This is a genomic window from Promicromonospora sp. NPDC050880 (genome assembly GCF_044456525.1).
GTDB lineage: Bacteria > Actinomycetota > Actinomycetes > Actinomycetales > Cellulomonadaceae > Promicromonospora.
The window spans coordinates 136,974-162,639 of the sequence record NZ_JBITFV010000001.1 but is presented as its reverse complement, the minus strand read 5'-3'; the positions used below and the strand labels follow the sequence as shown (position 1 = coordinate 162,639).

The 25,666-nt window shown below is 73.1% G+C and carries 21 protein-coding genes and 1 tRNA gene; 3 read left to right on the top strand and 19 right to left on the bottom strand.

What is annotated here, in order from left to right:
* The first annotated feature begins 88 nt into the window (after window positions 1–88).
* On the top strand, window positions 89–1,135 hold the full coding sequence (locus tag ACIBBF_RS00815) for a hypothetical protein (RefSeq protein ID WP_397409491.1): 1,047 nt from the start codon (window positions 89–91) through the stop codon (window positions 1,133–1,135).
* Between the two features lie 76 nt (window positions 1,136–1,211).
* Here ACIBBF_RS00815 and malQ read toward each other — a convergent pair whose 3' ends face one another.
* The 3 genes from malQ to ACIBBF_RS00800 all read right to left on the bottom strand — a co-directional run bounded on the left by malQ (window position 1,212) and on the right by ACIBBF_RS00800 (window position 4,898).
* A complete protein-coding gene (malQ, locus tag ACIBBF_RS00810) occupies window positions 1,212–3,437 on the bottom strand; it encodes a 4-alpha-glucanotransferase (RefSeq protein ID WP_397410655.1) in 2,226 nt (741 codons plus the stop codon).
* A 90-nt stretch (window positions 3,438–3,527) separates the two neighbouring features.
* On the bottom strand, window positions 3,528–4,559 hold the full coding sequence (locus ACIBBF_RS00805; RefSeq protein ID WP_397409489.1) for a mechanosensitive ion channel family protein: 1,032 nt from the start codon (window positions 4,557–4,559) through the stop codon (window positions 3,528–3,530).
* Window positions 4,560–4,664: 105 nt separating this feature from the next.
* Window positions 4,665–4,898, bottom strand: coding sequence for a PTS glucose/sucrose transporter subunit IIB (locus tag ACIBBF_RS00800; RefSeq protein ID WP_119138544.1), 234 nt, complete (start codon window positions 4,896–4,898; stop codon window positions 4,665–4,667).
* Between the two features lie 153 nt (window positions 4,899–5,051).
* On the opposite strand from ACIBBF_RS00800, the gene ACIBBF_RS00795 reads away from it, so the two are divergent.
* Both ACIBBF_RS00795 and ACIBBF_RS00790 read left to right on the top strand, forming a co-directional pair.
* Complete coding sequence (locus tag ACIBBF_RS00795; RefSeq protein WP_397409486.1) at window positions 5,052–5,435, top strand: globin; 384 nt, start codon at window positions 5,052–5,054, stop codon at window positions 5,433–5,435.
* Between the two features lie 35 nt (window positions 5,436–5,470).
* A complete protein-coding gene (locus tag ACIBBF_RS00790) occupies window positions 5,471–6,427 on the top strand; it encodes an acyl-CoA thioesterase (protein WP_397409484.1) in 957 nt (318 codons plus the stop codon).
* Between the two features lie 48 nt (window positions 6,428–6,475).
* On the opposite strand, the gene ACIBBF_RS00785 is transcribed toward ACIBBF_RS00790, so the two are convergent.
* The 16 genes from ACIBBF_RS00785 to ACIBBF_RS00710 all read right to left on the bottom strand — a co-directional run bounded on the left by ACIBBF_RS00785 (window position 6,476) and on the right by ACIBBF_RS00710 (window position 25,520).
* Window positions 6,476–7,126 (bottom strand): hypothetical protein, encoded by a 651-nt coding sequence (locus ACIBBF_RS00785; RefSeq protein ID WP_397409482.1) that lies wholly within the window; start codon window positions 7,124–7,126, stop codon window positions 6,476–6,478.
* A 117-nt stretch (window positions 7,127–7,243) separates the two neighbouring features.
* A complete protein-coding gene (locus ACIBBF_RS00780; protein ID WP_397409480.1) occupies window positions 7,244–7,744 on the bottom strand; it encodes an acyl-CoA thioesterase in 501 nt (166 codons plus the stop codon).
* A 34-nt stretch (window positions 7,745–7,778) separates the two neighbouring features.
* Window positions 7,779–9,467: a GTPase gene (locus ACIBBF_RS00775; RefSeq protein WP_397409478.1), complete on the bottom strand. Its 1,689-nt coding sequence runs from the start codon at window positions 9,465–9,467 to the stop codon at window positions 7,779–7,781.
* Window positions 9,464–11,647 carry an ABC transporter gene (locus ACIBBF_RS00770; RefSeq protein WP_397409476.1) on the bottom strand — a complete coding sequence of 728 codons (2,184 nt, stop codon included), beginning with the start codon at window positions 11,645–11,647 and terminating at the stop codon, window positions 9,464–9,466. The genes ACIBBF_RS00775 and ACIBBF_RS00770 overlap by 4 nt, the downstream gene beginning before the upstream one ends.
* A gap of 52 nt (window positions 11,648–11,699) precedes the next feature.
* A complete protein-coding gene (locus tag ACIBBF_RS00765) occupies window positions 11,700–12,587 on the bottom strand; it encodes a hypothetical protein (protein WP_397409474.1) in 888 nt (295 codons plus the stop codon).
* A 136-nt stretch (window positions 12,588–12,723) separates the two neighbouring features.
* The gene (locus ACIBBF_RS00760) at window positions 12,724–13,632 is read right to left on the bottom strand and encodes a phosphotransferase (RefSeq protein WP_397409472.1); all 909 of its coding nucleotides are present in this window, start codon (window positions 13,630–13,632) and stop codon (window positions 12,724–12,726) included.
* Between the two features lie 208 nt (window positions 13,633–13,840).
* Window positions 13,841–15,523: an energy-dependent translational throttle protein EttA gene (ettA, locus tag ACIBBF_RS00755; RefSeq protein WP_397409470.1), complete on the bottom strand. Its 1,683-nt coding sequence runs from the start codon at window positions 15,521–15,523 to the stop codon at window positions 13,841–13,843.
* A 133-nt stretch (window positions 15,524–15,656) separates the two neighbouring features.
* Window positions 15,657–16,193, bottom strand: a complete 537-nt coding sequence (locus ACIBBF_RS00750; RefSeq protein ID WP_397409468.1) for a single-stranded DNA-binding protein — start codon at window positions 16,191–16,193, stop codon at window positions 15,657–15,659.
* A gap of 53 nt (window positions 16,194–16,246) precedes the next feature.
* Window positions 16,247–17,827, bottom strand: a complete 1,581-nt coding sequence (locus ACIBBF_RS00745; protein WP_397409466.1) for a GTP-binding protein — start codon at window positions 17,825–17,827, stop codon at window positions 16,247–16,249.
* Window positions 17,824–19,503, bottom strand: a complete 1,680-nt coding sequence (locus tag ACIBBF_RS00740) for a GTPase (protein ID WP_397409464.1) — start codon at window positions 19,501–19,503, stop codon at window positions 17,824–17,826. Before ACIBBF_RS00740 ends, ACIBBF_RS00745 begins: the two co-directional genes overlap by 4 nt.
* Before the next feature lie 121 nt (window positions 19,504–19,624).
* Window positions 19,625–19,698 (bottom strand) — tRNA-Arg (locus ACIBBF_RS00735).
* Between the two features lie 146 nt (window positions 19,699–19,844).
* Complete coding sequence (locus tag ACIBBF_RS00730; protein WP_397409462.1) at window positions 19,845–21,278, bottom strand: MFS transporter; 1,434 nt, start codon at window positions 21,276–21,278, stop codon at window positions 19,845–19,847.
* A complete protein-coding gene (locus ACIBBF_RS00725; RefSeq protein ID WP_397409460.1) occupies window positions 21,265–22,266 on the bottom strand; it encodes a LacI family DNA-binding transcriptional regulator in 1,002 nt (333 codons plus the stop codon). The genes ACIBBF_RS00730 and ACIBBF_RS00725 overlap by 14 nt, the downstream gene beginning before the upstream one ends.
* Window positions 22,263–23,225 carry a carbohydrate ABC transporter permease gene (locus ACIBBF_RS00720; RefSeq protein WP_397409458.1) on the bottom strand — a complete coding sequence of 321 codons (963 nt, stop codon included), beginning with the start codon at window positions 23,223–23,225 and terminating at the stop codon, window positions 22,263–22,265. The genes ACIBBF_RS00725 and ACIBBF_RS00720 overlap by 4 nt, the downstream gene beginning before the upstream one ends.
* On the bottom strand, window positions 23,222–24,085 hold the full coding sequence (locus ACIBBF_RS00715; protein ID WP_397409456.1) for a carbohydrate ABC transporter permease: 864 nt from the start codon (window positions 24,083–24,085) through the stop codon (window positions 23,222–23,224). The genes ACIBBF_RS00720 and ACIBBF_RS00715 overlap by 4 nt, the downstream gene beginning before the upstream one ends.
* A gap of 97 nt (window positions 24,086–24,182) precedes the next feature.
* Window positions 24,183–25,520, bottom strand: a complete 1,338-nt coding sequence (locus tag ACIBBF_RS00710) for an ABC transporter substrate-binding protein (protein WP_397409454.1) — start codon at window positions 25,518–25,520, stop codon at window positions 24,183–24,185.
* Window positions 25,521–25,666: the final 146 nt, after the last annotated feature.

Here is a 25,666-nt window from a genome sequence, read left to right as displayed (position 1 = left end):
CCACGCAGGAGTAACAGCGAGTAACGCGTTTGTGTACGATCGACCGCGGTCGCCCAGACCGACCGATTTGACCTGAGGGAGTTACCCGATGTCCGGCACCGTGCCGCCGCCGCCCCCGCCGCCCGGCGAGGGTCCCGACGAGGAGCCGGGTGCGCCGTCCCACCAGGAGCACCCGCCCACCGCGCCCACCCCTGCCCAGCAGGGGCCGGTCCAGCGCGTCTCCGCGTCGAACCGCATGCCGCCGGCCATCTCGCCCGCGAACCAGTTCTCCCAGGCCGTGACCCCGGCCCCCGCCGCCCCGGGCGCCCCCGTGGTCCAGTCCGTGCACAACGGCGGGGCGGACGCCGGGATGACGCAGCAGTACTACCCCGCCCAGGCCCAGCAGCAGTACCCGCAGGCCTACGCGCAGCAGCCCCAGGCCTACGCCCAGCAGGCGTCGCAGGGGTACGCCCAGCAGCAGTACGCGCAGCAGGCCTCGCAGGGCGGCCAGTACCCGCCGCAGGGCTACCCGCCGCCGCAGGGCTACGACCAGTACGGTCAGCCGGTATATGCGCACCAGGGCGGCTACGCGCCCGCCCCGGAGCAGCAGAAGGAGCGCCGTCGGCTCAGCCCGGGCTGGATCGCCTTCATCGCCCTGGACGTGGTGCTCGTGGTCGCCGCGATCGTGTTCGCCGTCAGCCTGTTCAGCTCGTCCGACGAGGACCCGTCCGGCGGGGCGTCCACCACCGCGGAGCAGTCGGCCGAGCCGTCCGCCGACGGTGGCCTGGAGACCGGCGGCGGTGCCGGCGTCGAGACGTTCGCCGCGCCGTCGCTCAACATCATGTGCACGATCTCCGCGGACGCCGCCACGTGCGGCATCGCGCAGCTCGACCAGAAGCCTGCTCCCGACGCCTCGTGCGGCGGCGCGTCCGGCTACGTGGCGAAGGTCGACCCGAGCGGCAACGTGACCCAGCCGTGCGTGGGCAAGAAGGACCAGCCCAAAGAGGCGCCGGGTAACACGGCGATCCTCAAGTACGGACAGTCCAAGAAGGCGCACGGTTTCACGTGCAGCAGCGCCGAGACGGGCATGACCTGCGTCTCGGACTCGACCCAGACGGGCTTCACGATCGCCCGGGCAGGCATCGGCCAGGCCTGACCCACCCCGCCCAGCCGTTGAGTGCTGGATGTTCGCCCTCCCGGCACACGGGAGAGGGCGAACATCCAGCACTCAGCTACTCCTCGTTGAGGACCGAGACCAGGGAGCGCAGGCGCGCGTTGCTGAACAGGTCCTCCAGCAGCACGACGGCGCCCGCCGAGTCCGCCAGCGGAACCTTCCAGTTCGGGTACTCCGTGTCCGTGCCCGGCTGGTTCTGGGCGCGACGCTCCCCCACGGCGTCCGTGAGGTAGACACCGACCAGCGCGGACGGCGTGTCGCGCAGGTAGCGGTGCAGGCCCTCGACGAGCTCCCGCTCGGAGGGGTCGAACGTCGTCAGCCCGCGCCGGGACAGCGCCTCGACCAGGGACTCGCGCTCGGCGCGCGCCCGCCCCCGCAGCACCGTCGCCTCCTCGGTGAGCAGGCCGAGCCGCTCGCGCAGGTCCACGTGCTCGCCCGCGAGGTACCCCGCGGTGGGCGGCAGGTCGTGGGTCGTCACGGTGGCCAGCGCGGCGCTGCGGTAGTCCTCCGGCGCGAGCGGCGCCCCGGCGGCGTCCCGCTCGAACAGCAGCACCGACGTGCCCAGGATGCCGCGCTCGGCGAGGTAGTCGCGGATCCACGGCTCGAACGTGCCGAGATCCTCCCCGACGATCGCCACCCCGGCGCGGTGCGCCTCCAGGCAGAGGATGCCGACCAGCGCCTCGTGGTCGTAGGTCACGTACGTCCCCGCCGAGGCACGTGCCCCGCCCGGGATCCACCACAGCCGGAACAGGCCGAGCACGTGGTCGATGCGCAGCGCGCCGCAGTGCCGCAGCGCGGTGCGCAGCAGGTCGCGGTAGGGCGCGTAGCCGGCCCTCGCGAGCGCCCGCGGGTGCCACGGCCGCGGGGACCAGTTCTGGCCCTGCTGGTTGTACATGTCCGGCGGGGCGCCCACGGACACGCCCCGGGCCAGGACGGCGGCGTCGGCCCAGGCGTCGGCGCCGTCCGGCGAGGACCCGACGGCGAGGTCCTTGAGCACGCCCAGCCGCATCCCGGCGTCGGTGCCGGCGCGGTGCGCGGCGCGAAGCTGCTCGTCCGCGACCCACTGCAGCCAGCAGTAGAACTGCACGCGGTCGGAGCGGGCGTTGCGCAGCGTGGTGACGCCCGGCGCGCCGGGGTCGGCGAGCTCCGGCGGCCAGTCCCGGCCGTCCAGATGCTCCGTGATGGCGCACCAGGTCGCGAAGTCGATGAGGCCCTTGCCCTGGGCCAGCACGTACTCGTCGAACGCCGTCTGCCGGGCCGCGGAGCGGGGGGCCGTGTACACGACCTCCAGGGCGGCCTTCTTGGCCTCCCAGACGGCGTCCCGGTCGATGGGGCCGGCGTCCTCGGACAGCTCGCGCACGGGCTCGGCGGCCCACTCGACGAGCGAGCGGTCCGCGGCCGAGAGGTACGCCGTCTCGCGGATGTCCTCGACGCGGATGTACAGCGGCGACATGAACCGGCGCGAGGTCGGCAGGTACGGGCTCGGGGTGATCGGTGTGACGGGCTCGGTGGCGTGCAGCGGGTTGACGCCCACGAAGTCGGCGCCGCCGTTGTGCGCCGTCTGCCACGCGAGGTCGCCCAGGTCGGCGAGGTCGCCCATGCCCCAGGAGTCCCGGGAACGCACCGAGTAGAGCTGGACCATGAAGCCCCAGGCCTGCTTGCGGGCGACCTTCTTGCGCAGTTCCAGGCGCTGCGGCGTCACGACGAGCTGGGCCTGCGCCGTCTGCCCGCCGGACTCGGCGTGCAGGGTGTGCCAGCCGAGCGGCAGGTCGCCGGGGACCACGAACGTCGCCCGGCCCACCTTGCGGCTGTCGACCGTGCGCGGCTCCGTGTAGACGTCCGCCTGGCGCAGCGGGATCTTCGCGCCCTTGACGGTCGCGAAGGAGCCGGTCGCCGTGCCCTGCTGCGGGGCTGCCACCCGCCAGGGCGTGGCGCTGGCGGGCATGACCGGCGTCTCCGACAGCTCCAGCTCGACCCATACGGTCGCCTCGGCGCCGTCGGGCACGTGCACCGGTACCGTCACCTCGGTGCCCTCACGCAGCACGACGGCCGGGGGCAGCATGCTGCGCCACTCGTCGTCGCGGCTGCGCTCCAGGCTCGCGACGACGGCGGCGGGCGTCGACGCGGGGACGTCGAGCGCCTCCAGCACGGCGACGATCGTCGAGGCGCTGACCTGCTGGACGCGCCCGTCATGGTCCGTGTACTCGCACTGGACGCCGTGTGCGGCCGCCAGCTCGGCGAGCTCCGGCGGCACGGTGGAGCCCTCCGGGGCGGGCTCGTTCATCGGTTCGTCGGTCACAAGGAAAGATCCTGCCATCAACCGGCGCCCACCGGGCGTAACGCGGGCGTGTCCGGCGAATTGACAGGTCGATCCTCAGCTCACCCCGGGGGTGTCTCCCGTGACGTTCCCGTCGAGGGACACGGGAGCGGAGCGGGCCACGATCCCCGCGTTCAGCAGCTCCGCGTGAGCCGCCACACGCAGCGACCGGGCGACGGCCCACTGCTGCGCGGGGCGCACCTGGGCGTGCAGCGTGAAGGTCAGCCCCGCCCCGTCGACGGCGTCGACACCGCGCACCGACGGGGTCTCCAGGAGGCTGTCGGCCAGCTCGGGGTCTTCCTTCACCCGGTCGGCGGCCCGGCCCAGCGCGGCACGGACGGCGTCGACGTCGGTGCCGAGCGGCACCTGCACCTCGGCCACGGCCCGGCTCCACTCCTGGGTGCGGTTGCCCGCGCGCAGGATCTCGCCGTTGCGGACGTACCAGAGCGTGCCGTCGAAGGCGCGCACCTGGGTGAGGCGCAGGCCCATGGCCTCGACGGTGCCGATGACACCGGCGCCGAGGTCGACGTTGTCGCCCACGCCGAACTGGTCCTCGATGAGCAGGAAGATGCCCGAGATGAAGTCCTTGACGAGCGTCTGCGCGCCGAAGCCGATGGCCACGCCCGCCACCCCGGCGGTGGCGAGCAGCGGTGCGATGTCGACCTTCAGCACCTGCAGGATCCAGAGCACCATGATGGTGCCCACCACGATGTTGATCGTCGAGTTCAGCACCGAGCCGACCGTCCGCGCTCGCTGGGCCCGCCGCTCGGCGGCGCGCGGGTTCGCCGCGACCAGCGCGTCGGCCAGGGCCTGCGGCGACATCAGCACGTTCTTGTTCCGGCGCTTCTGCCCGGGCGCGGGTGCACCGCCCGTGGTCGTGCCCACGGGGTCCGGGGTGCGCCGCTCCACGACGCGCGGCTTCTGGCCGTTGGCGATGCCCTCGGCCAGCGCGGTGACGACGCGCCGCAGCACGCCGATCGCGATGGTGCCGAAGAGCAGGATCAGGATGATCGTCAGCGGCTTGTCCAGGAACCAGGACCAGAAGTCCTCGGCACCGTCGAAGAGGGAGGCAGCAAGAGACTCGAACACGGCCCCCAACCTACTCGGATCAGCACCTCACGCAGGACACGTCCTGCGAGGTACGAGCGACTCCCGCGCGACCTTCACAGGCCGTTCGCCTCGCGGTCGCGGCCCTCAGACGCGGAGCGTGTCGAGCTCCGCCGCGAGGTTGTCCGCCTCCGGACCGACGATCACCTGCACCACCCGGCCGGACCGGACCACGCCGAAGGCGCCGGACGACTTCAACCCCGGCTCGTCCACGAGGGCGGGATCGCTCACCTCTACCCGGAGCCTGGTGATGCAGGGCTCCAGCTCGACGACGTTCGCGGTCCCCCCGAGGGCCGCGAGGATCTGGTCAGCCTTGGACATGTCTCAACTCCCACCGTGCGTCGCTGCAGGTCTGTGACCAGCCTATCGGGGCAGGCAAGCCTTACGCCCCCGCTGGTGTCGAGTTGCTCACACGAGACCCCGTTTCACGGGGCCGTCATGGACCTGTCACCGGCGGGTGGCAGGATGACGGACGTGACAGAGGAATCCTTCTACGACGCGGTCGGTGGCCACGACACGTTCGTGCGCCTGGTCGACGCGTTCTACGACGGCGTCGCGGACGACCCGGTGCTGCGCCCCATGTACCCCGAGGAGGACCTGGGCCCGGCCAGGGAGCGGCTCACGCTGTTCCTGGAGCAGTACTGGGGCGGTCCCACCACGTACTCCCAGCAGCGCGGGCACCCGCGGCTGCGGATGCGGCACGCGCCGTTCAAGGTGAACCCGGACGCGCGCGACCGCTGGCTCGCCCACATGCGCGCGGCCGTGGACACGCTGGACCTCGCGCCGATCCACGAGTCCCAGCTCTGGGACTACCTGGAGCGCGCCGCGTTCAGCATGATCAACACGTTCGAAGACTGAGCAGTCAGACCACAGCACTGAAGGAGACGCCCTCCGTGGACGCCACCCCCGACCCGACCAGCGGCGGCCCCTCGCCGGACCGTGAGCCCGACGCGCTCGACCGCCTGCTCCAGGTGCTGGAGCTGCGCCACCTGGAGGGCTGGGGCCCTCGCGGCGAGGAGGACGTGCTGCGGGGCACCAGCGTGCCCGGCCCGGCCAACCGCGCGTACGGCGGGCAGGTGCTCGCGCAGGCCATCCTGGCGGCGGACCGCACGGTGCCCGAGGGCCGGCTGATCCACTCGCTGCACGGCTACTTCCTGCGCGAGGGCCGCGTCGAGGAGCCGATCGACTTCGCGGTGGAGCGGCTGCGTGACGGCCGCTCGTTCAGCGCGCGGCGCACGCACGCCATCCAGTTCGGCAAGCCGATCCTGTCGATGATCGCCTCCTTCCAGGAGGACCAGCCCGGCTACGAGCACGCCATGCCGATGCCGCGCGACGTGCCCCCGCCCGAGGAGGTCGGCTCGGCGTTCGACGAGCTCGCCGTGCTGCCCCCGGGCGCCGACGTCCGGGCCCAGTTCTGGGCGGACTCGGCCTTCGAGCTGCGGCACGTGGGCGGCTCGCTGTACCTGCACCCGGACGTCGCGGTGGCCGAGGGCGGGCGGCCGCCCGCCACCCAGATGGTCTGGATGCGCACGCGCCGGCCGCTGGGCATCAAGGAGCAGTCCATGCACCGCGCCCTGCTGGCGTTCGCGTGCGACCAGCTCATGCTCGAACCGGCGTTGCGCGCCGCCGGGAAGTCCTGGCAGGAGGTCGGCGCCTCGGTGCCCATGGCCAGCCTCGACCACGGCATGTGGTGGCACCGCGATGTCCAGGTGGACGAGTGGATGCTGTTCGTGCAGACCTCCCCCACCGCCCAGGGCGGCCGCGCCCTGGGCACCGCCGCGGTCTACACGCAGGACGGCGCCCTGGTCGCCACCGCGGGCCAGGAGGGCATGATCCGCCTGCCGGCCTGAGACCTGCCCCCGGCGGGTCCCGCCGATCCCGGACAGCCCCGGCCGGTCTCAGGCGCCGAGCTCGGCCAGGCGGTCCCGGGCGGCCTGGATCGCCTGCCGCACGGTGGCGACCTCCTCGGGGGACGCGGCGACGTCGACCCGGAGCTCGAGGGCGCGGACGAACAGGGCCAGTGCCTCGCCGAGGTAGGGGCGGGCCTGCTCCACGTGCACCTCCAGCGCCTGCTCGTACCGGCAGCGACCCCAGTGGTACAGGGTGCGGCACTCGAGGCGGCGCGCGTGCTCGACGCTCGCGGCGTGCTCCCCGTGGTAGCGCGTGGCCTCCAGGGCCAGGCCGAACAGCAGGTCCGCCTCCGAGAACCGGTGGCGCCACTGCAGCACGTGGGCCAGCCGCAGCAGGGGCGCCACGGCGCCCAGCGGCACCTCGTGGGCGGGCGCGTGCGCGGCGGCCGCGTCGTCGGCGGGGCCGCCGGCCAGGCCGACGGCGAGCCAGCCCAGGCGTTCCGCCTCGGCGAGCTGGGCGTCCGGGTCGTCGGCCTCGGGGGCGAGCACCCGCAGCAGCGGCACCCGGACGGCGAGCACCGTGGGCTCGTCGCTCGCTGCTCCGGCCGCGAGGTCGGCGAGGTACGCCCGGGCGGCCGGGACGTCGTCGAGCACCTCGTGCAGCGTGACCGGGTCGACGTAGTGCGGGGGCAGTTCCACCATTCCTCCGTGTCCGAACCAAGGCGGATGAAACTACCAATTCGGACACCCTGAGGGCCACTCGGCCGTATGCCGGACGCCGTAGGTCACCCGGGTGACCTACGGCGTGCGACACGGTCAGCCGCGGTGGCGGAACGTGATCGGGTCCTCCTCGAACTCCTTCCAAGCCAGGCGCTCCGCCTCCGTCAGCCGCCGCGGGTGGTTGGTGGCGGCGTCGACGAAGACGAGCGTGGTGGTGGCGCGGGCGTACGGTGCCCCGCCCGAGGTGGGGCCGGTCCGGGGCATGCTCGCCGCGCCGTCGTGCACCTCGTAGCAGACCTCGGCGCTGGCCCCGCCGATGCGGCCGAGCCACATCTCGACGCGGACCGGCGTACGGGTGAACAGCAGCGGGCGCAGGTACTCGATGCGCTGGCCGGCCACCAGGGTGTGGGAGTCCGCGCCGGGCCCGGTGGGCACCACCGCCGTCGGCCAGGCCTCGCCCTCCGGCGCCTCGGGGTGCTGCCAGAAGGCGGTGATCCGGGCGTCTTCCAGCAGGCGGAACATGGCGACGTTGTTGACGTGCGCGTAGGCGTCCAGGTCGGACCAGCGCAGCGTGACGGGGACGTGCAGGCGTGTCATGCCCCCATCTTCCCCCGCCTGCGGACGGCCCGGTTCAGCTCGCCGCGACCGTCGCCGCGGTACGGCACCGCGCGAGCCGGTCCAGCTCCTCGCCCACCGGCGTCCGCACCAGACGGTCCGCCACGCCGCCCACCGACTGCCGCAGGCGCCGGCGGGCCACCATCGCCCGCCGCCGCGCGCCCAGGGCCGCGAACAGGCGGCAGACCAGGGCCAGCAGCACACCCAGCGCCAGCCCGCCGAGCACCATGAGGGTGGGCCACGGGATCCGGAACGGGTCGACGTCGAGACCCTCGCCGGGCTCGGGCGCCCCGGGGAAGACCACGCCGCCGTCGCCCGACCAGGTGGGCAGCGTGAACACGGGCGTCGGCGGCGCCGGGAGCTGCAGGTAGGAGAACCCGAACAGCACCAGCAGCCACAGCAGGCCCGCGGCCAGCACGGTCAGCAGCGCCCACTGCAGCACGTTGACCACCGACCACCACAGCGGGCGCCGCGACGCCTCGACGCGCGTGGCGGCCACCGCCTGGTCGAGCGCGTCGGGCAGCTGGTCGATGCCCGCCTGCCCGCGCGACCGTGCGGCCAGGACCCACGGGTCCGCGGCGCCGCGAGTCACCTCCTCGACGTAGCGCCGCACCGCCGACGCCGCGGCCGAGCGCACCGCCGGCTGTGCGGTCGGCAGCGACGTGCGCACGAGGTCCTCCCGGCCCGACGGCGCCCGGTGCTCGCGGTCGGCCGACCGCAGCCCGAGCCGCCGCAGCGGGTCCTTCCGCAGCCGGCCGATCCAGCGGGTCAGCGGCCAGCCGGTCGCGGCACGCGCGTCCCGGCTCGCGGACACCCGGACGGCGTCGACCACCGTCGGCACCCCGGCCGCCGCCTCCAGGGCCGCGACGAGGTCGCCCCGGGCCTGGCTGCCCTGCCGCGACGGCGGGGGCGTACCGCACTCGCCGACGATCCGGCGGGCCACCGCCCGCTCGTCCGCCGCCAGCCGGGCCGTCGCGGCCTCGCGCCGCGCCGCGGCCTTGGCGAGCAGGCCGCGCAGGTCGTCCATGCCCTGCCCGGTCCGGGCGGACACCGCGAGCACCCGGGCCCCGTCCAGGCCGTCCTGGGACACGAGCCGCTTCAGGTCGGCGACCATCGCCGACGTCTCCTGCGGGGTCAGCCGGTCGGCCTGGTTGAGTGCCACGACCACCACCTCCGCGCGACCCGCGAGCGGGCGCAGGAAGCCGTCGTGCAGGGCCGCGTCCGCGTACTTCTGCGGGTCGACGACCCAGACGAGCAGGTCGGCGCGCGCCACCAGCCGCTCGGCGCGCACGCGGTGCTCGGTCACCACCGAGTCGTGGTCGGGCAGGTCCAGCAGCACCAGGCCGGTCGCACCGCCGCCCTCGGCCGGGCCCATCTGGTGCCGGCGGCCGACCTCCAGCCAGTCCAGGAGCGGGTCGGCGCCCTCGCCCCAGACCGCGGCCATGGCGTGCGACGTGGTCGGACGGCGCACGCCGGGCTGGGCGACATCCACTCCCGCCACGGCGTTCAGCACCGACGACTTGCCCGAGCCCGTCGCCCCCGCCAGGGCCACCACGGTGTGCTCCGCGGACAGCCCGCCCCGCTCCCGGGCGCGGGTCACGACGGCGCGCGCCTCGTCGAGCAGCGCGTCGTCGATGCGCCCGTCCGCGGCGTCGACCGCGTCGTCGAGGGCGGCCGTACGCCCCGCGAGGTCGAGCCGGCTCACCGGTCGCCCTCCCCGAACAGCCGCCGCCAGAAGCCCTTCCGGGAGGGTTCCCCGGGCGCGTCGGAGCGGCCCGGTGCGAGCCCGTCGCCTGGCGGGCGCGCGTCGACGCCACGCAGACCACGGCTCTCGGCGAGGTCCGGCACCGACGGGGCCGCGGGCCCGGCGTCCAGCGCCCGGGCACGCCGTTCCGCGGCCGCCGCCGCGGCCACGGCCTCCGCCGCCGAGCGCAGCCCCGCACCGGTCGACTCCGCCGAGCCCAGCGCGTCGAGCTGTGCCGTGTACCGCGCCGCCTGCCCGGCCATCACGGCCTCGATGCGCTCGCGCAACCGGTCGCGCGCCTGCACGGCCAGCCCCCGGACGGCGTCCTCGCCGAACACGGCCTCCAGCAGGCGCTGGGCGAGCACGGCGGAACCGCCGGCGATACCGACCTCGATACCCGTGAGCCCGCCCGTGGAGGCGAACACGAAGATCATCAGTGCCACGCCGAGGCCGTTCACGCCGAACGACAGCGCGCGCGCCCGGCCCCGCTTGGACTCGCCCTGCTCGCGCACGAGCCCCAGCACGTCCCCCTGCCAGGCGCGGATCTGCTCGCCCACCTCGGCACGCAGCGCGGACGGCGTCCGGGACAGCTCCAGACCCTCCAGCAGGGCGGCACCCGCGGCGTCGCCCCGCCACGCCTGGTACGACCGTTCGGCGGCCTCCTCCGCGGCATCCAGCACCACGGACTCCAGGCCGTGCGCGATCGCCTGCTCGACCTGCGGTGCCTGCTTGGGCTTGCCGCGGAAGAACCCGGCCACCGCGTCCCGGAACCGGCCGATGCCCTCCTCGACCGCGCGGAAGAACTCACCGGTGCCCACGAAGTCCTGCCAGCGCGCCAGCACCTCGCCGCGCAGCAGCGCCCCGTCCGACGTCGCCGCCGTCACCTGGGACACCGCGTCCGCGTACGCGCGGTCCACGACGTGGCGCAGCCGGGCATCGGCGGTGCGCTGCTCGTCCGCGGCGTCGGCCAGCTCGCCGACGCGCCCCACGAGGGAGTCGACCACGCCGTCGCGGGTGGCGGAGATGACGCGACGGCGTGCGTCCGCGTCCCCACCCAGGCCGGTGAGCCAGCGGGACACCTCGCCCACGCTCTCCTCGGGCAGGAGCCCGTCAGTCAGTCCGGCCTCGGGCACCACGAACAGCGGGCTGTCGGCCAGCCCCTGCTCCGCCATCATGTCGCGCAGGTCGCCGGCCGTGGCCTCGGCGCCCGGGTCCACCCGGTCCAGCACCATCGCCACCTGGGCCTTGCGGGCCGAGGCCTGCTGCAGCAGCTCCCAGGGCACAGCGTCCGCGTACCGGGCCGACGTGGTGACGAACAGCCACAGGTCCGCCGCCCCGAGGAGCTGCGCGGCGAGCTCGCGGTTCGCCGCGTCGACGGAGTCGATGTCGGGGGCGTCCAGCAGGGCCAGGCCCTTGGGCAGCGCGTCGCTGGCCACCAGCCGGAGCGTCCGGCCGGGTTCCGGGGCGCTCCCCGTGACCCGGGCCAGGCCGGGCAGCACCCGGTCGGTGGAGAACCAGCGCGCGTCCAGCGGGTGGTGCACCAGCACGGGGGCCTTCGTGGTGGGCCGCAGCACGCCGGGCTGGGTCACCTGCTCACCCAGGATCGAGTTCACGAGGGTCGACTTGCCCGCACCCGTGGAGCCGCCGACCACGACGAGCAACGGAGCCTTCTGCGCGCGCAGGCGCGGCAGCAGGTAGTCGTCGAGCTGGTCCGTCGCACGCCGCAGCTCGGTGCGGGCCGTGGCGGCGCCGGAGGTCTCCAGCGGCAGGCGCAGCGCACCGAGGCGGGCACGGAGCACCTCCAGCGCGGCCGTGAGACCGTCGCCCTCCGGGGTGGGCGGTGTCGGGCCGGGTGCGTCGGGGCGAGATGCGTCCGGACCAGATGCGTCCGGACCAGATGCGTCCGGACCAGATGCGTCCGGACCAGATGCGTCCGGACCAGATGCGTCCGGGACGGGCGCGGCCAGGCCGGGCGCTTCCGGGCCCGGGGCACGGTACCGGTCGGCCGCCCGGGTCCAGCCGGACGCCCCGGAGCCGGCCCCCGGGACCGACGTCGGCGCCGGGTCCGGGCCAGGTCCGTGGTCCGCCCCGGACTCCTGGTCCGGGGCGCCGGGCGCAGCGGCGTCGGGCTGATCGGTCATGGCGCACAGTCTGCCGCAGAGACCCAGGTCAGGCGCGGGCGTACGGCGTGGCTCAGTTGCCGAGGCGGGTGCGCAGCCACTCCAGCGCGGCGTGCGCCACCTCGCGCTGCACGGCCCGGCCGTGCGGCATGCCCGGCTCCGGCGGCCGCATCGACTCCAGCACGAGCGCCCCCGCCGTCGCGGTCACGGCGCAGGTCAGGGCCTCGGGATCGACGTCGGCCAGCGGGTGCCGGTCCAGGACCACCTCCGGCGGCGGGGCGCCGTCGACCCGCAGGTACGGCAGCAGGAGCACGACGTCGAGGAACGGCGCACCGTGGGACGGCGTGAACCAGTCGACCGCGTGGGCGCTGGTGGCGTCCCAGCCGTGGTCGGTGATCATGATCGACTCGCGGCGCAGCGCGCCGTGCACCAGGTTCTTGCCCGACATCGCCTCGCCGGCGTAGCGGGCGATGTCGGCGAGGTGCTCGACCTTGTCGGCCAGCCAGGGGGTGAAGGCCGCCAGCCCGGCGGGCCGCGTGTCGGCGAGGGTGGCCCACGCGTCGACGTCGATCACGTCGAGCGCGTCGGGCAGTCCCGGCGGCGCCTCCGTCGTGCCGATCTGGATCGCGAGCTCGACGGCGGCGGCGAGGTCGGCCTCGTCCCAGGGGTCGTGCGGCGGGCGGACGGGCTCGTTCCGGTAGCCGACCACGACCCAGCGGCCCGCCCCGGGAAGCACCTCGTCGACGAACCACTCGCGCGCCAGGGTCGGCAGGTCGTCCGGCAGCATGGCCAGCGACGCGGCCTCGGCGGCCAGGCGGTCCTGCGTCAGCGGGGCCTCCGGGCCGACGGCCCGGACGATCGACCGGCCGGTGGCCGTCTGCAGCACCTCGAGCTCGCCGGACGCCTCCGTGCCGGTCAGCGGGGCTGAACCGATCACCCGTCCGCCCATGGTCTCGCTCACGCGGGAACGGACAGATGGGGGAAGATCGGACCAGGCCGGTCGCCGGACTGCGCTCATGGCCGGAGTGTGCCCAACTCGGCTTTCACCCGCAAACCACAAACCGCATGCGAGACGCCGTCGTGGCCCGGGCGGCGGCTCAGAACCCGAGACGGGTCTGCAGCCAGGCCACGGCGGCCAGGGCGAGCAGGTGCTCGGCGGAGCGCAGCTGCGGCCGGTCCGGGGGCGGCGGTTCCATCGACGACCGCACGTAGTGCCCGGCCAGCACGGCGATCCAGCAGGTCACGGCGTCCGGGTCGATACCGGGCGGCAGCCCGTACCGGCGCAGGGTGGCCTCGGGCGGCGGCCCACCGCCCACCCGCACGTGCAGGAGCATCGAGACCAGGTCGAGGAACGGGGCCCCCGCGCCGCCGCGGACCCAGTCGGTGATCAGGGGAGCCTCGTCCCGCGCCATCGGCAGCAGCACGTTCTGCACCCGCAGGTTGCCGTGCTGCAGGCTCGTGCCGGCGATCGCCTCCGGGGCGTGCGAGGCGATCTCCGCGAGACCCTCGAGCCGGCCGGCCAGCCAGGGCGAGTGCCTGGCCAGCCCGGCCGGTCGCCGGTCCGCCAGTGCCTCCCACGCACCCACCGGGAACGTCTTCTCCTCCGGCACGAACATCGGGTCGTCGGGCGCGTCGATCTCGCCGATCGAGCGCACCGCCCGGACGAGCGCCTCGACGTCCCCCTCGGGCCAGGACAGGTCGATCGGCCGCACCGTGGAGCGCATCCGGTACCCGACGGCCACCCAGACGCCCAGGCCGGGCAGCTCCTCGTCGATCGACCAGAGCAGCTCGGGCCGGTGCGCGCCCGCGGGCAGCAGCGGACTGAGGGTGATCTCCTGCCGCAGCAGGTCCAGGTGCCCGGCGTTCTCGGTGCCGAGCGCCTTGATGAACGCGTTCCCCTGACTGGTCTGCACCTGGATCTGCGCACCCGGCAGGATCCCCGAGTCGCCGGGGACGCTCGCCGCGATCACGCGCGCACCGAGCAGGTGGTTGATCCGCGATCTCAACGCAGGTGGAAGGTCGTTCCAACCCGACCGTCGCATGGGGTTCACTGCGGCATCTTGTCGGAGATGTCACGGTCCGGCAAGGATAATATGTCGTAATCATCCATTTTGCCGGGATGAATCTGCACGCTAGAGCGCCCGCCCCGACACCTCTCCGACGTTGTAGGAGAGACGCCAGGACGGGCGCTCCGGTGCGGCGGTCCGGGACGACTCAGTCGCGGGTCAGCTTGCGGTACGTGACCCGGTGCGGGCGCGCCGCGTCGGCACCGAGGCGCTCGACCTTGTTGGCCTCGTAGGCCTCGAAGTTGCCCTCGAACCAGTACCAGTTCGCCGGGTTCTCCTCGGTGCCCTCGTAGGCCAGGATGTGCGTGGCCACCCGGTCGAGGAACCACCGGTCGTGGGAGACCACGACGGCGCAGCCGGGGAACTCCAGCAGGGCGTTCTCCAGCGAGCCGAGGGTCTCGACGTCGAGGTCGTTGGTCGGCTCGTCCAGGAGCAGCAGGTTGCCGCCCTGCTTGAGCGTCAGCGCCAGGTTGAGGCGGTTGCGCTCACCACCGGACAGCACGCCCGCGGGCTTCTGCTGGTCCGGGCCCTTGAACCCGAAGGAGGCCACGTACGCCCGCGACGGGATCTCGACGTTGCCGACCTTGATGAAGTCGAGGCCGTCCGAGACGACCTCCCACAGCGTCTTCTTCGGGTCGATGCCACCACGCGACTGGTCGACGTACGAGATCGAGACGGTCTCGCCGACCTTCAGCTCGCCGCCGTCGAGCGGCTCCAGGCCGACGATCGTCTTGAACAGGGTGGTCTTACCGACACCGTTCGGGCCGATGACGCCGACGATGCCGTTGCGCGGCAGCGTGAACGACAGGCCGTCGATCAGCACGCGGTCGTCGAAGCCCTTCTTGAGGTCGGTGGCCTCCAGCACCAGCGAACCCATGCGCGGGCCCGCGGGGATCTGGATCTCCTCGAAGTCGAGCTTCCTGGTGCGCTCCGCCTCGGCCGCCATCTCCTCGTACCGGGCCAGACGGGCCTTCGACTTGGTCTGCCGGCCCTTGGCGTTGGACCGCACCCAGTCCAGCTCGTCCTTGAGGCGCTTGGCGAGCTTGGCGTCCTTCTTGCCCTGGACCTCCAGGCGGGCCTGCTTCTTCTCGAGGTAGGTCGAGTAGTTGCCCTCGTACGGGTAGAGCCGGCCGCGGTCGACCTCGCAGATCCACTCCGCGACGTGGTCGAGGAAGTACCGGTCGTGCGTCACGGCGAGCACGGCGCCCGGGTAGGAGGCGAGGTGCTGCTCGAGCCAGAGCACCGACTCGGCGTCCAGGTGGTTGGTCGGCTCGTCCAGGAGCAGCAGGTCGGGCTTCTCCAGGAGCAGCTTGCACAGCGCCACGCGACGGCGCTCACCACCGGAGAGCACCGACACGTCGGCGTCCGGCGGCGGGCAGCGCAGGGCGTCCATCGCCTGCTCGAGCTGGGAGTCGAGGTCCCACGCGTCGGCCGCGTCGATCTCCTCCTGCAGCGTGCCCATCTCGGCCAGCAGCGCGTCGAAGTCGGCATCGGGCTCGGCCATGAGCGCGGAGATCTCGTCGAACCGCTGCTTCTTGGCGAGGATGTCGCCGACCGCCTCCTGGACGTTCCCGAGGACCGTCTTCTCCTCGTTCAGCGGCGGCTCCTGCTGCAGGATGCCCACGGTGTAGCCGGGCGACAGGCGCGCCTCACCGTTGGACGGCGTGTCCAGACCCGCCATGATCTTGAGGATCGTCGACTTACCGGCACCGTTCGGGCCGACGACGCCGATCTTCGCGCCGGGCAGGAAGTTCAGCGACACGTCATCGAGGATGACCTTGTCACCGTGCGCCTTACGCGCCTTATACATGGAGTAGATGTACTCAGCCACTGCCTGTGTTCCACCGTTCGGGTAGGTACATGAGAAACGTGCTCGGGACGGGTGCGCTCACGCGGAGCGGGTGCCGGGGCGTGCGCTCGGACATCCCAGCACCCGCCGGCCGCGGAGCACGGCTGCCCCAAGCCTACGCGTTCACCAGCTCCCGCTGCCCCTCGCCGTCGGCGCTCGCCGTGGCACCTGAGCCCGGCGCGGGCGCCCCGCCCTCTCCCTCCAGCTCCCGGGCGTCGTCGGGGACGCCGCCGCCGGCCGGCGCCGGTGCCTGGACCGCGAACGGGTCCGCCTCACCGGCGGGCACGTGGTGCACCTCGCGCGTGAACTCGACCTTGCCGCGGGTGGCGTCCAGACCGATCGCCGACGCGACGATCACGAGCGACATGCGCTCCTGACCCTCCGGGCCGGTCCACTCGTCGACCTCGAGCCGTCCGGTGACGACCACCGGGTCGCCCTTGTGCACCGAGCGGGCCACGCTCGCCGCGGCCGCCCGCCACGCCTTGACCGTGAACCACAGGGTCTTGCCGTCGGTCCAGTCCCCGTCCTCGTTCACGTAGCGGCGGGTGCTGGCCACGCGGAACGAGGTCCACTCCCGCTCCTTGACCGGGTTCACGTGCAGCGCCGGGTTGTTGCCGACGAAGCCCGACACGGTCACCATGACGTCCTTCATGGGGTCCTCCTGGGTGTCCCGGACCGGCCCCAGCGGCCGGTCCGTACCCAGCATCAGGCGCGCACGGGACCCAGGTCGGTCAGCCGGACGGTCCCTGGGGACGAAGCCCCCGGACGGCCGCCTGTGGTCGCGCTCTGAGCCAGTCGCAGCGGTGCGGAGGGACCCTCGTCGCGCGCACTCTGTGCGAGCTCGCGCACCGCACGGTGCTCGTCGAGCAGCTTCTGGGTGGGCTCGCCGAGCGTCTGCCGCAGCACGCGTTCCAGCGCGGCGCGGCCCGACGCGATGACCCCCTGCTCCCGCCGTGCCGCCAGGGCGCGACGGATCTGCATCGCCACGAGGAACACCACCAGCGCGGCCACGGCCGCCGCCACGGCCAGCACCCCGAGCACCGTCGTCGTGGTCTCCCCCACCGGCAGGAAGCCCGTCGACGCCAGCACCGTCGCGATCCCGAGCAGCACCGCGACCAGCACGGACCCGAGCGCGAGGCGCCGGGTCAGGCGCTGCGTCGTCGGGCCGCGGGTGTCCAGGGTGATGCCCTGGAGCGCCGTCGACACCGCGCTCGCGAGGTCCTGGGCGCTCGCCACGCTCGCGGCGAGCGAGCGCTGCCAGCCGGGCTTGAGGGCCTCCCCCGAGCCGATGAGCCAGCGGGAGCGCGACAGGGCCGTCGCGTCCGCGTCGGGCGCCCGGAACTCCGGCGAGCCGTAGCCGTTGCGCACGGCGGCGCCCACCTGGGCCGCGACCGACTCCAGGCCAGCCGCCCGGGACAGGGCGTCCACCTCGCGCTCGAGCACCGTGTCGATGTGCCACGGCACCTCGGCCGGGGTCTGCCCGAGCAGCAGCGCCGCCGCGGCGTCCAGCTCCCCGGCCGCGCGGCCGGCCGAGACCGACCGGCGCGCCACGGTCTGCTCCAGCAGCCCGCGCAGGTCCGCGATGCCGATGTCCGTCTTGGTCGACGCCGCGACCACGGGTACCTCGTCCAGCCCGTCGTCACGCAGCAGGCGCTTGACGTCGTTGACCAGGTTGTCGCGCTGTCCCATGGGCACGGTGTCGATCTGGTTGAGCACCACGACCGTGGACGCCTGCATGCCCGAGGAGTCGCGCAGGTACCCCGTGTGCAGTGCATCGTCCGCGTACTTCTGCGGGTCCACGACCCACACGAGCAGGTCCACCAGCGGCAGCACCTTGTCCACGACGTCGCGGTGGCCCGGGGCCACCGAGTCGTGGTCGGGCAGGTCCAGCAGCACCAGCCCGGCCAGGCCCGCCTCGTCGGCCGCGTCCAGCTCGCCCGACCGCGTGATGCGGCGTTCGCGCTCCACCCCGAGCCAGTCGAGCAGGGCCGTGGCGTCGTCGCTCCACGAGCACGCGGTGACCTTGGCGGTGGTGGGCCGCTTGACGCCGACGTCGGCGAAGGTGAGCCGGGAGATCTTGTTGAACGTGCTGGACTTGCCCGACCCGGTGCCGCCCGCCAGCGCCACGACGGTGTGGTCCACGCCGAGGGCGAGCCGTTCGCGCACCCCGGCCACGGAGCTCGCGACCTTGCCGAAGACCGTGTCGTCGAGCCGCGATCCCGCGATCTGCAGCGCGCGGCCGAGGTCTTCGGTGCGCGCGCTGAGCGTCGCATCCTGGCTCGTCATGTCAGCCTCCTGAGCTCGGCCAGCCGCACGCGGAGCGGAGCGGCCGCGTCATCGGCTAAGGCGGGGACGTCAAGGGCACTCTGGACAGAACGGGCCTCTTCCGCAACCGCTAGGGCCACCTTGTCGGCAAGTTCGTCCTGGAGCCGCTCGATCTGGTCGACGGTGACCTCGCCGAGCACGCGGTCGACCAGCCGGGCACAGTCCTCGTTGCCGAGTGCCGTCCCGAGCAGCAGCGTGGCCAGACCGCGGTCGCCGAACGCCTTGCGCGCACCGGTGACCCGCGCCCCGGCGTCGGGTTCGGCGCTCTCGGCGGCCGCGGCGTCCAGCCCGCCCACGAGGTCGTCCGCGAGCCGCGTCCAGCCGGCCGCGGCCTCCTCGCCCCGGGCGAGCCGCGCGTCGGCGCGGCCGGAGCCGGACGGGAGGAGCAGCTCGCCGGCCGGCGGGGCACCAGGTCCCGCGAGGGTGGCCCGCAGGCTCTCCTCGGTGCGGACGCCGGCGGCCACGAACGCACGGGCCGCGGTGGCCTCGATCTCCTCGCGCAGCTGCTCCAGCGCGGCCTCGCGGGCCTTGCCGGCCCGCTTGGTGGTCCGGGCGACGCCGTCCCGCACCGTGACCCGCGCGATGTTGTGCATGCTGGCCAGCTCCGCGAAGCGGGCCGCGACGGTGCCCTCGCCCGCGGCCCCCGACAGGACGGCGGTCCGGGCGGAGAGCTGGGCGTCGGGCACCACCGACTCCACGGCGTTGCGCAGGTCGAAGGCGGCGGTGCCCTGCTGCTCCACCGCGGTGGCCAGGCCCGTGACCCACTCCGGCAGGGCACCCAGGGCACCCTTGAGCGTGCGCAGGATGATGGTGCGCGACCGCTCCGGACCGGCCATCAGGCCGAGCCAGCGCTGGATCGGCTCCACCAGCTTGTGGTCGAGCAGTCCCTCGTGCGGCCCGACGTCGGGCACGATGAACAGCGGCACGTCCTTCATGCCGCGCTCCTTCATCCGCGTGTTGAGGTCACCGCGGATGGTCGCCAGGTTCTCCTTCGGCACCCGGTTGAGCACCATCGCGACGCTCGCACCGCGCTCCCGCGCGCGGTCCAGCGCCTGCCACGGCAGCGCGTCCCCGTAGCGGGCGGCCGTCGTGACGAACAGCCAGAGGTCGGCCGCCTCCAGGAGCTGGTGCGCCGTGGACCGGTTCTCCGAGAGGAAGGAGTCGAGGTCGGGCGCGTCCATGAGCGCGGTCCCGCGCGGTACGCCCTCGTGCTTGACCAGCCGGGCGAGCTCCGTCACGGGCCCGGGCGTGAGCGTGTCGACGTCGCGCGGGTGCACCCCCACCACGGGCTCGCGGGTCGTGGGCCGCAGTACACCCGCCTCGGACACCTCCTCGCGCAGCAGGCTGTTGAAGAGGGTGGACTTGCCGGCCCCTGTCGACCCCGCGAGCACGACGACGGCGGGGCTGGACAGCTCGGCCAGGCGCGGCAGCAGGTGCTCGTCGAGCTGCGCCAGCAGACGCTCGCGGGACGCCTCGGCCTCGTCGGCACCGTCGATGGGCAGGGGCAGCGTCGCCGAGGCGACGTCGCGGCGCAGGTCCTGCACGACGTCGTGCACCGTGAAGCCGAGCTGCTCCGCAACGTTCGGGTCCACACCACCCCGACGACCGAGCACTGCGGAGCGTGTTCCTGGAGTCACGGCTTCATCCTGATAGGTCAAGATCGTTCTGCCAAGCCGTAGCGGCTGGTAGATACGCACAAACAGCGTATTTGTGCAGGCTGTCGGCATGAGCACCCGACGCCCGACGACAGCGGACCAGTGCCCCCGGCAGGATTCGAACCCGCGACCTAGTCATTAGAAGTGACCCGCTCTATCCAGCTGAGCTACGGAGGCAAGCGAGCCGAGTTTAGCCTAGGCCGAGCGGGTCTTGACCATGCCAAAGAGGCGTGCGGCACACCAAGCAATGAAAGACCCGTCCAGCAGTCTGACGGGACAAAACGCACGGCACACCCTGGAACGACGTCACCGGTGCCCGCGGCTCAGCCGGCCGGCCGCCGTCCCGGGCGGGAGCTCACCAGCAGCACGGCGCCGCAGACCAGCAGCAGCGCGGCGACGCCGAGGAAGAGCGCCGATGCCGCGTCCAGGACGGCCTGCGCGGATGCCGGCGCCGTCGGCGACACGGGGGCCGCGACGGCGAGCGCCACGCCGGCGGCGCCGACACCGGCCGCCGAGGCGAGCTCCCGCAGGGTGCTGTTGACGCCGGCACCGGCACGGCCGGACGCCCCGCCCTGCGCGTAGGCCATGGTCAGCCGCGTGGACAGGGGTGAGGAGCACAGGCCGGCGCCGACGCCGACCACGACGAGCGCCGCCTCGTAGCCGGCGAAGGAACCCTCGAGCCCGGTGGCGAGCAGCACGAAACCCACCGCGGACAGCGTCAGGCCACCCAGGACGACGCGGTTCAGGCCGAGCCGGCGCACGAGGGGGACGCTGAGGTAGGTGACGAGGAACATCGCCACGGAGACCGGCACGAGCGCGAGCCCGGCCACGGCCGGCGTCATCCCGCGCACCGTCTGCACCAGGTGCGCGTTGAGGGAGAAGAGCACGAAGAGGCTCGCGAACGTGACCACGATGCCCAGTGCGGCGGCCCGCACGGCGGGGTACCGGAAGACGGCGAAGTGCAGCAGGGGCTGCGTGCGGTGCCGCTCGGTGCGCCAGAACGCGACGGCCGCGACGACGGCGACGACGGCCGGGACCGCGAGCAGCCACGGCTGGTCCAGGAGGTTGGGCGCCTCGATCAGGGTCACCAGGGCGGCCATGGCACCGACGACGAAGTACGCGGTTCCCGGCAGGTCGAGCACCGCGGAGCGGTCGGGCCGACGCCGCACGCCCACCACCGCCGCGACGAGCACCACGGTGAGCACGGTCAGCGGCAGGGTCACGGCGAACGCGCTGCGCCATCCGCCGAAGGAGACCAGCAGGCCGCCCAGACCGTTGCCGACCATGCCGGCCACGCTCGTCGACGCCGTCCAGGTGGCCACGATGCGCGGGTGTCCCGCCCTGGCCGACCGGTGCAGCAGCACCGAGAGCGACTGGGGCAGCGCCATGCCTGCGCCGACGCCGGCCACGGCCCGGGACGCGATCAGCAGCGTCATGTCCGACGCCACGAGCGCGAGCAGGCTCGCCAGGGCGAACAGGACGAGGCCGAGCAGCAGCACACGCTCCTCGCCGAACCGCGCCCCCAGCATCTCGGCGGGCAGCAGCAGGCACGCGAACGCGATGACGAAGGCGTCGACGAACCACGTCTGCTGGGAAGTGTCCGGTGCGAGGTCGCTGACCGCCAGCACCGGGACGGACAGGTTGGCCACCGACACGGCGGACATGAGCAGCACGACGACGGAGCACAGCAGCAGCAGGTCGCGCCGCCTGCTCCTGGTCCTGCCGTCGTCGTGGGCTCCTGGGTCAGGCGACGACATGGGAACGCCGCACGACGAGCTCCGTCGGGACGACGACGCGGCGTGCCGCCGGGTCCTGCCCGGCGTGCAGTGCCGTCAGCCGCTCCACGAGCACGGAGCTCGCCGTGCGGGCCATCTGCGACAGGTGCGTGTCGATGGTGGTCAGGTCGAACGTCGGCCAGCTCGCGACGGGGCTGTTGTCGAAGCCCACGACGGCCGGGCGGGGGCCGTCGCCCTGCTCGTGCCAGGCGTTGAGCAGGCCCACGGCCACGGCGTCGGTGGTGCAGAAGACCGCCGTCGGACGCTGCCTGAGGCCCATGAGCTGGCCCCAGCCCCGGTGACCGGCGTCGTGGGTGAGCCCGCTGCGGATGACCGGGCGGTCCTTCGCGTCGATCCCGGCCTCGCGCAGCTCCGCCGTGAACGCGCGCTCGCGCGCGGAGGCGCTGCTCATGTCGCTCGGGCCGGCGAGCATCGCCACGCGTGTGTGCCCGTCGCCGAGCAGCAGGCGGGCCGCCAGCCGGCCGCCGCCCGCGTTGTCGGCCACCACCGTGTCCGCCTCGACGCCGCGGGTCACGCGGTTGAGGAAGACGAAGGGGACGCGCCGTTCCTGCAGCCGCGCGGGGAGCGGGGAGTCCAGGCGGCTGGTCGTGAGGATCACGCCGTCCACCGACCCGTCGAACAGGAGCGAGTGGTCCAGCTCCTTGTCGGGCGTCTCCGAGACGAGCAGCAGGCGGTAGCCGTGCCGGTCGAGCTCGTCGTGCATGGCCGGCAACGTGTCGGGGTAGGTGAGGTTGCCGAGCTCGGCGACGACGGCGATGTTGCCCGTCGCCTTGCGGCTGAGGCTGCGGCCGAGGTTGCTCGGCACGTAGCCGAGCCGGTCGGCCGCCTCCCGCACCCGCCGCACGGTGCTCTCGCTGATCTTGGGGTCGCCGCGCAGCGCGCGGGACACCGTCGCCTGCGAGACCTGCGCCGCCCGGGCGACGTCGTGGCTCGTGATCCGCTGGCTCATCCCTTGACCGCACCGCCACCGAGGCCGGCGACCAGGTACTTGCGGGCGAAGACGGCGATGAGGATCACGGGGATCACCAGCAGCACGCTCGCGGCGGCGAGCGTCTGGTAGGTCGACACGTCGTCCGCGCCCTTCTGCGCCGCGAGGAACACCGGGATGGTGATCGCGTCCGTACGGGTGAGCGTCAGCGCCACGAGGTACTCCTGGAACGCGATGAGAAAGGTGAAGACACCGGCGGTGACCAGGCCCGGACCCATGACGGGCAGGATAACGCGCGTGAAGGCCGTGAACCGGCTGCACCCGTCGATCATCGCTGCCTCGTCGAGCTCGACCGGGATGTCCCGGAAGAACCCGATGAGGAGCAGCAGCGTGAACGGCATGTTCAGCGCCACCAGCGCGGCGATGAGGGCGAAGCGGGTGTCGAAGATGCCCAGCGCCTGGGAGATCTCGTAGAACGGCAGCACCACGGCGAACCGCGGGATGGTGCGCAGCACCACCGCCAGGAGCAGCAGGATCGGTCCGACGATGCCCGAGTACCGCGCAAAGGCGTACGCGGCGGGGGCGCCGATCGCCAGGGCGACGAGCACCGTCACGACGGCGATGAGCAGGGTGTTGCCGAGCACGAACGCGAAGATCGTGCCGCGCCACAGGTCGGAGAACGAGCTGAGCTCCGGGGTGAAGACCCAGGTCGGCGGGTTGGTGAAGGCGGCACGGAACGGCTTGACGGAGGTCAGGAGCGCCCAGAGGAACGGGCTGAGCGCCACCACGACGATCACGACGAGCGCCGAGGTCGCCCCGGCCGAGATCAGGCGTTCGCGCTGGTCGTGCTTCTTGCGGGCGGCCCGCCGGGCCGCCACGAGGTGGGCGGTGCTGACGGCGCGCCCGGCCGGGCCGGACGCCGTGGGAGTTGCCGGGCCGGTCGCCGGGCTGGTCTCTGCGTTGATCTCGGTGCTGGTCATGCTGCTCGGGACTCCTTCCAGGTCTGGCGCAGGAACGGGACGAGCAGGACGATCGTGATGAGGATGGTGAGCACGTTGACGGCGCTGGCCACGCCCAGCCGGTAGGACTCCGAGAGCGCGACCTGGTACACGAACGTCATCAGCGACTCGGTGCCGATGCTGGTGGACGCGGGCGTGATGATCTGGATCGAGTCGAAGATCTTGAGGCTGTCCATGATCGTGATGAGGATGACGAAGGAGAACAGCGGGCGCAGCAGCGGGATGATCATGTAGCGCTGCTTCTGCCACCAGTTGGCGCCGTCGATCTGCGCGGCCTCGAGCGGCTCCTGCGGCAGGGTCTGCAGCCCGGCCAGCAGCACGAGGATCACGAACGGCGTCTCGTGCCACAGCGCGTGCAGGCCCACCAGGAGCCGGGCGGGACCGGTCTCGGTCAGCCAGTTCACGCTCACGCCGAAGACGCCCAGGATCTGGTTGACGACGCCGCCGAAGATGTCGTTGAACAGCCACGAGAAGTTCATGGCGCCCACGACGGTGGGCACCACGTACGTGGCCATGAGCAGCGCGAGGATCACCATGCGGCCGCGCCGGACCCGGTTCAGCAGCAGCGCGATGCCGTAGCCGACGATCACCTTCACCGTGGTGAGGACCAGCGTGAAGACGACGGTGAACAGCGCCGCGTCGCCGAACCGGGGGCTGGAGAAGAGCTCGCGGTAGTTGTCGAGCCCGTTGAACGTGCCGGGCTGGCCGATGGGCACGTTCTGGAAGCTCCAGACGACGGTCATGACCAGCGGGACGATGAGCAGGCCGGCCATCAGCACGATGGCGGGGCCGGAGAAGAGGGCGAACTGTCTCAGTCGCACAGCCGCTCCTTTCGAGGTCGGTGGTGGGGCGGGGCGGGCCGTCGCGGGCCCGCCCCGCCGGCCCGGCCGGTCGCACCGGCCGGGCTGGTGGGGCTGGTCAGGAGCCGTAGCCCGCGTCGTCGATCGCCTTCTCGGCGGCCTGCTGCAGCTGGGCGGCGCCCTCCTCGCTGCTCAGGTCGCCGCTGACCACCTCGTTCAGCACGGGCGCGGCGACCGCGAACACGTCGGACATCCACGGGACCAGCGGCAGCGCGTTGGGGCGCTCGCCCTCCAGCACCGCACGGGCGGCCGGCTCGAACGGCAGGTCCGCCGCCTGCGCCTCGGTGGTCCGGGCGGGGATGGTCGCGCCCGCGGCCTCCGCGGCCGCCTCGGGGCCGGTGGCGACGCCGATCAGGTCGAACAGCAGGTCCTTGTCCACCTCGGAGTTCTCGGCGATCGCGAGGCCGTCGACCGACAGGCTCGTCGCCGGCGTGCCGCCCTCCTGCACGGCCGGGGGCACGTCGAACCCGAACGAGCCGGCGTGCTCCGTCTGCTCCTCGTCGAGCAGCGCCGAGACGCGGCCGGCGAACAGGAAGGACATCGCGGCCTGGCCGGTCTGGAGCTGCGAGATCACCTCCGGAGACGCCCACGACGTGGACTGCGGGCTCATGTTCTCGTAGGTGGTGCGCAGCGTGTCGAGCGCCTCGACCGACTCGGGCGAGTCGAGCGTCGGCACCGGCTGGTCGCCGTCGAACCACTGGCCGCCGAGCGAGCCCAGGATCTGGTTGTAGACGCTGGAGACGTCGCCGGCCGAGGCGATCGGGAGCGCGAGCGGGTGCTCCATCCCGGTTTCCTGCGTGATCGTCTCGGCGGCGTCGAACATCTCCTCGAAGGTGGTGGGCACCTCGAGCCCGAGGTCCTCGAAGATGTCCGCGCGGTAGACGAAGACGACGGTGCCCCAGAAGGTGGGCAGCGCCATCTGCTGCCCGTCGTAGGACAGCGACTCCAGGAGCGCCGGGTCGATGTCGTCGAGCCCGAGCTCGTCACCCTGGTCGGCCACGTAGTCGTCGAGCGGCGTGATCCAGCCGCGGTCCGAGTACAACGGGTAGACCGTCCCGTAGACCTCGACGATGTCGTAGCTGGGCCGGGAGCTGGACATGGACTGCACGGCGCGCTGGTCCTGGCCGGCGAAGTCGGTCTCCGGAGCCTCCACGGTGAGGTTCTCCCCGGTGCACCCGTTCACGATCGCGTCGGCGAACGGGTCGGACGACGGGCTCGTGTACGAGAGCACGTTCACGGTGGTGGGACTGTCGGGCTGGTCGATGTCGCAGGCGATGCCCGCGCCGCCGATGTCGGCGCCGGCGCCGCAGCCCGCGAGGGCGAGCGCCGTGGCTGCCAGGGCGCCGACGCTCGCGATGCGGGCGCGGCGGCGGGTCCTGCCATGGGAGAGGGCCATGGAGAAGCTCCTTCGAGGTCGAGATGCGGGGGTGCTGGTGGAACAGGTCTCGCGGTGATGGTGCAAGTTATACGTATACCCAGTTCCGCACAACCGTGTGCAACAGCCTTGTTTCTGGCGTGTGAAATCAACAGCTGGTTGCGACA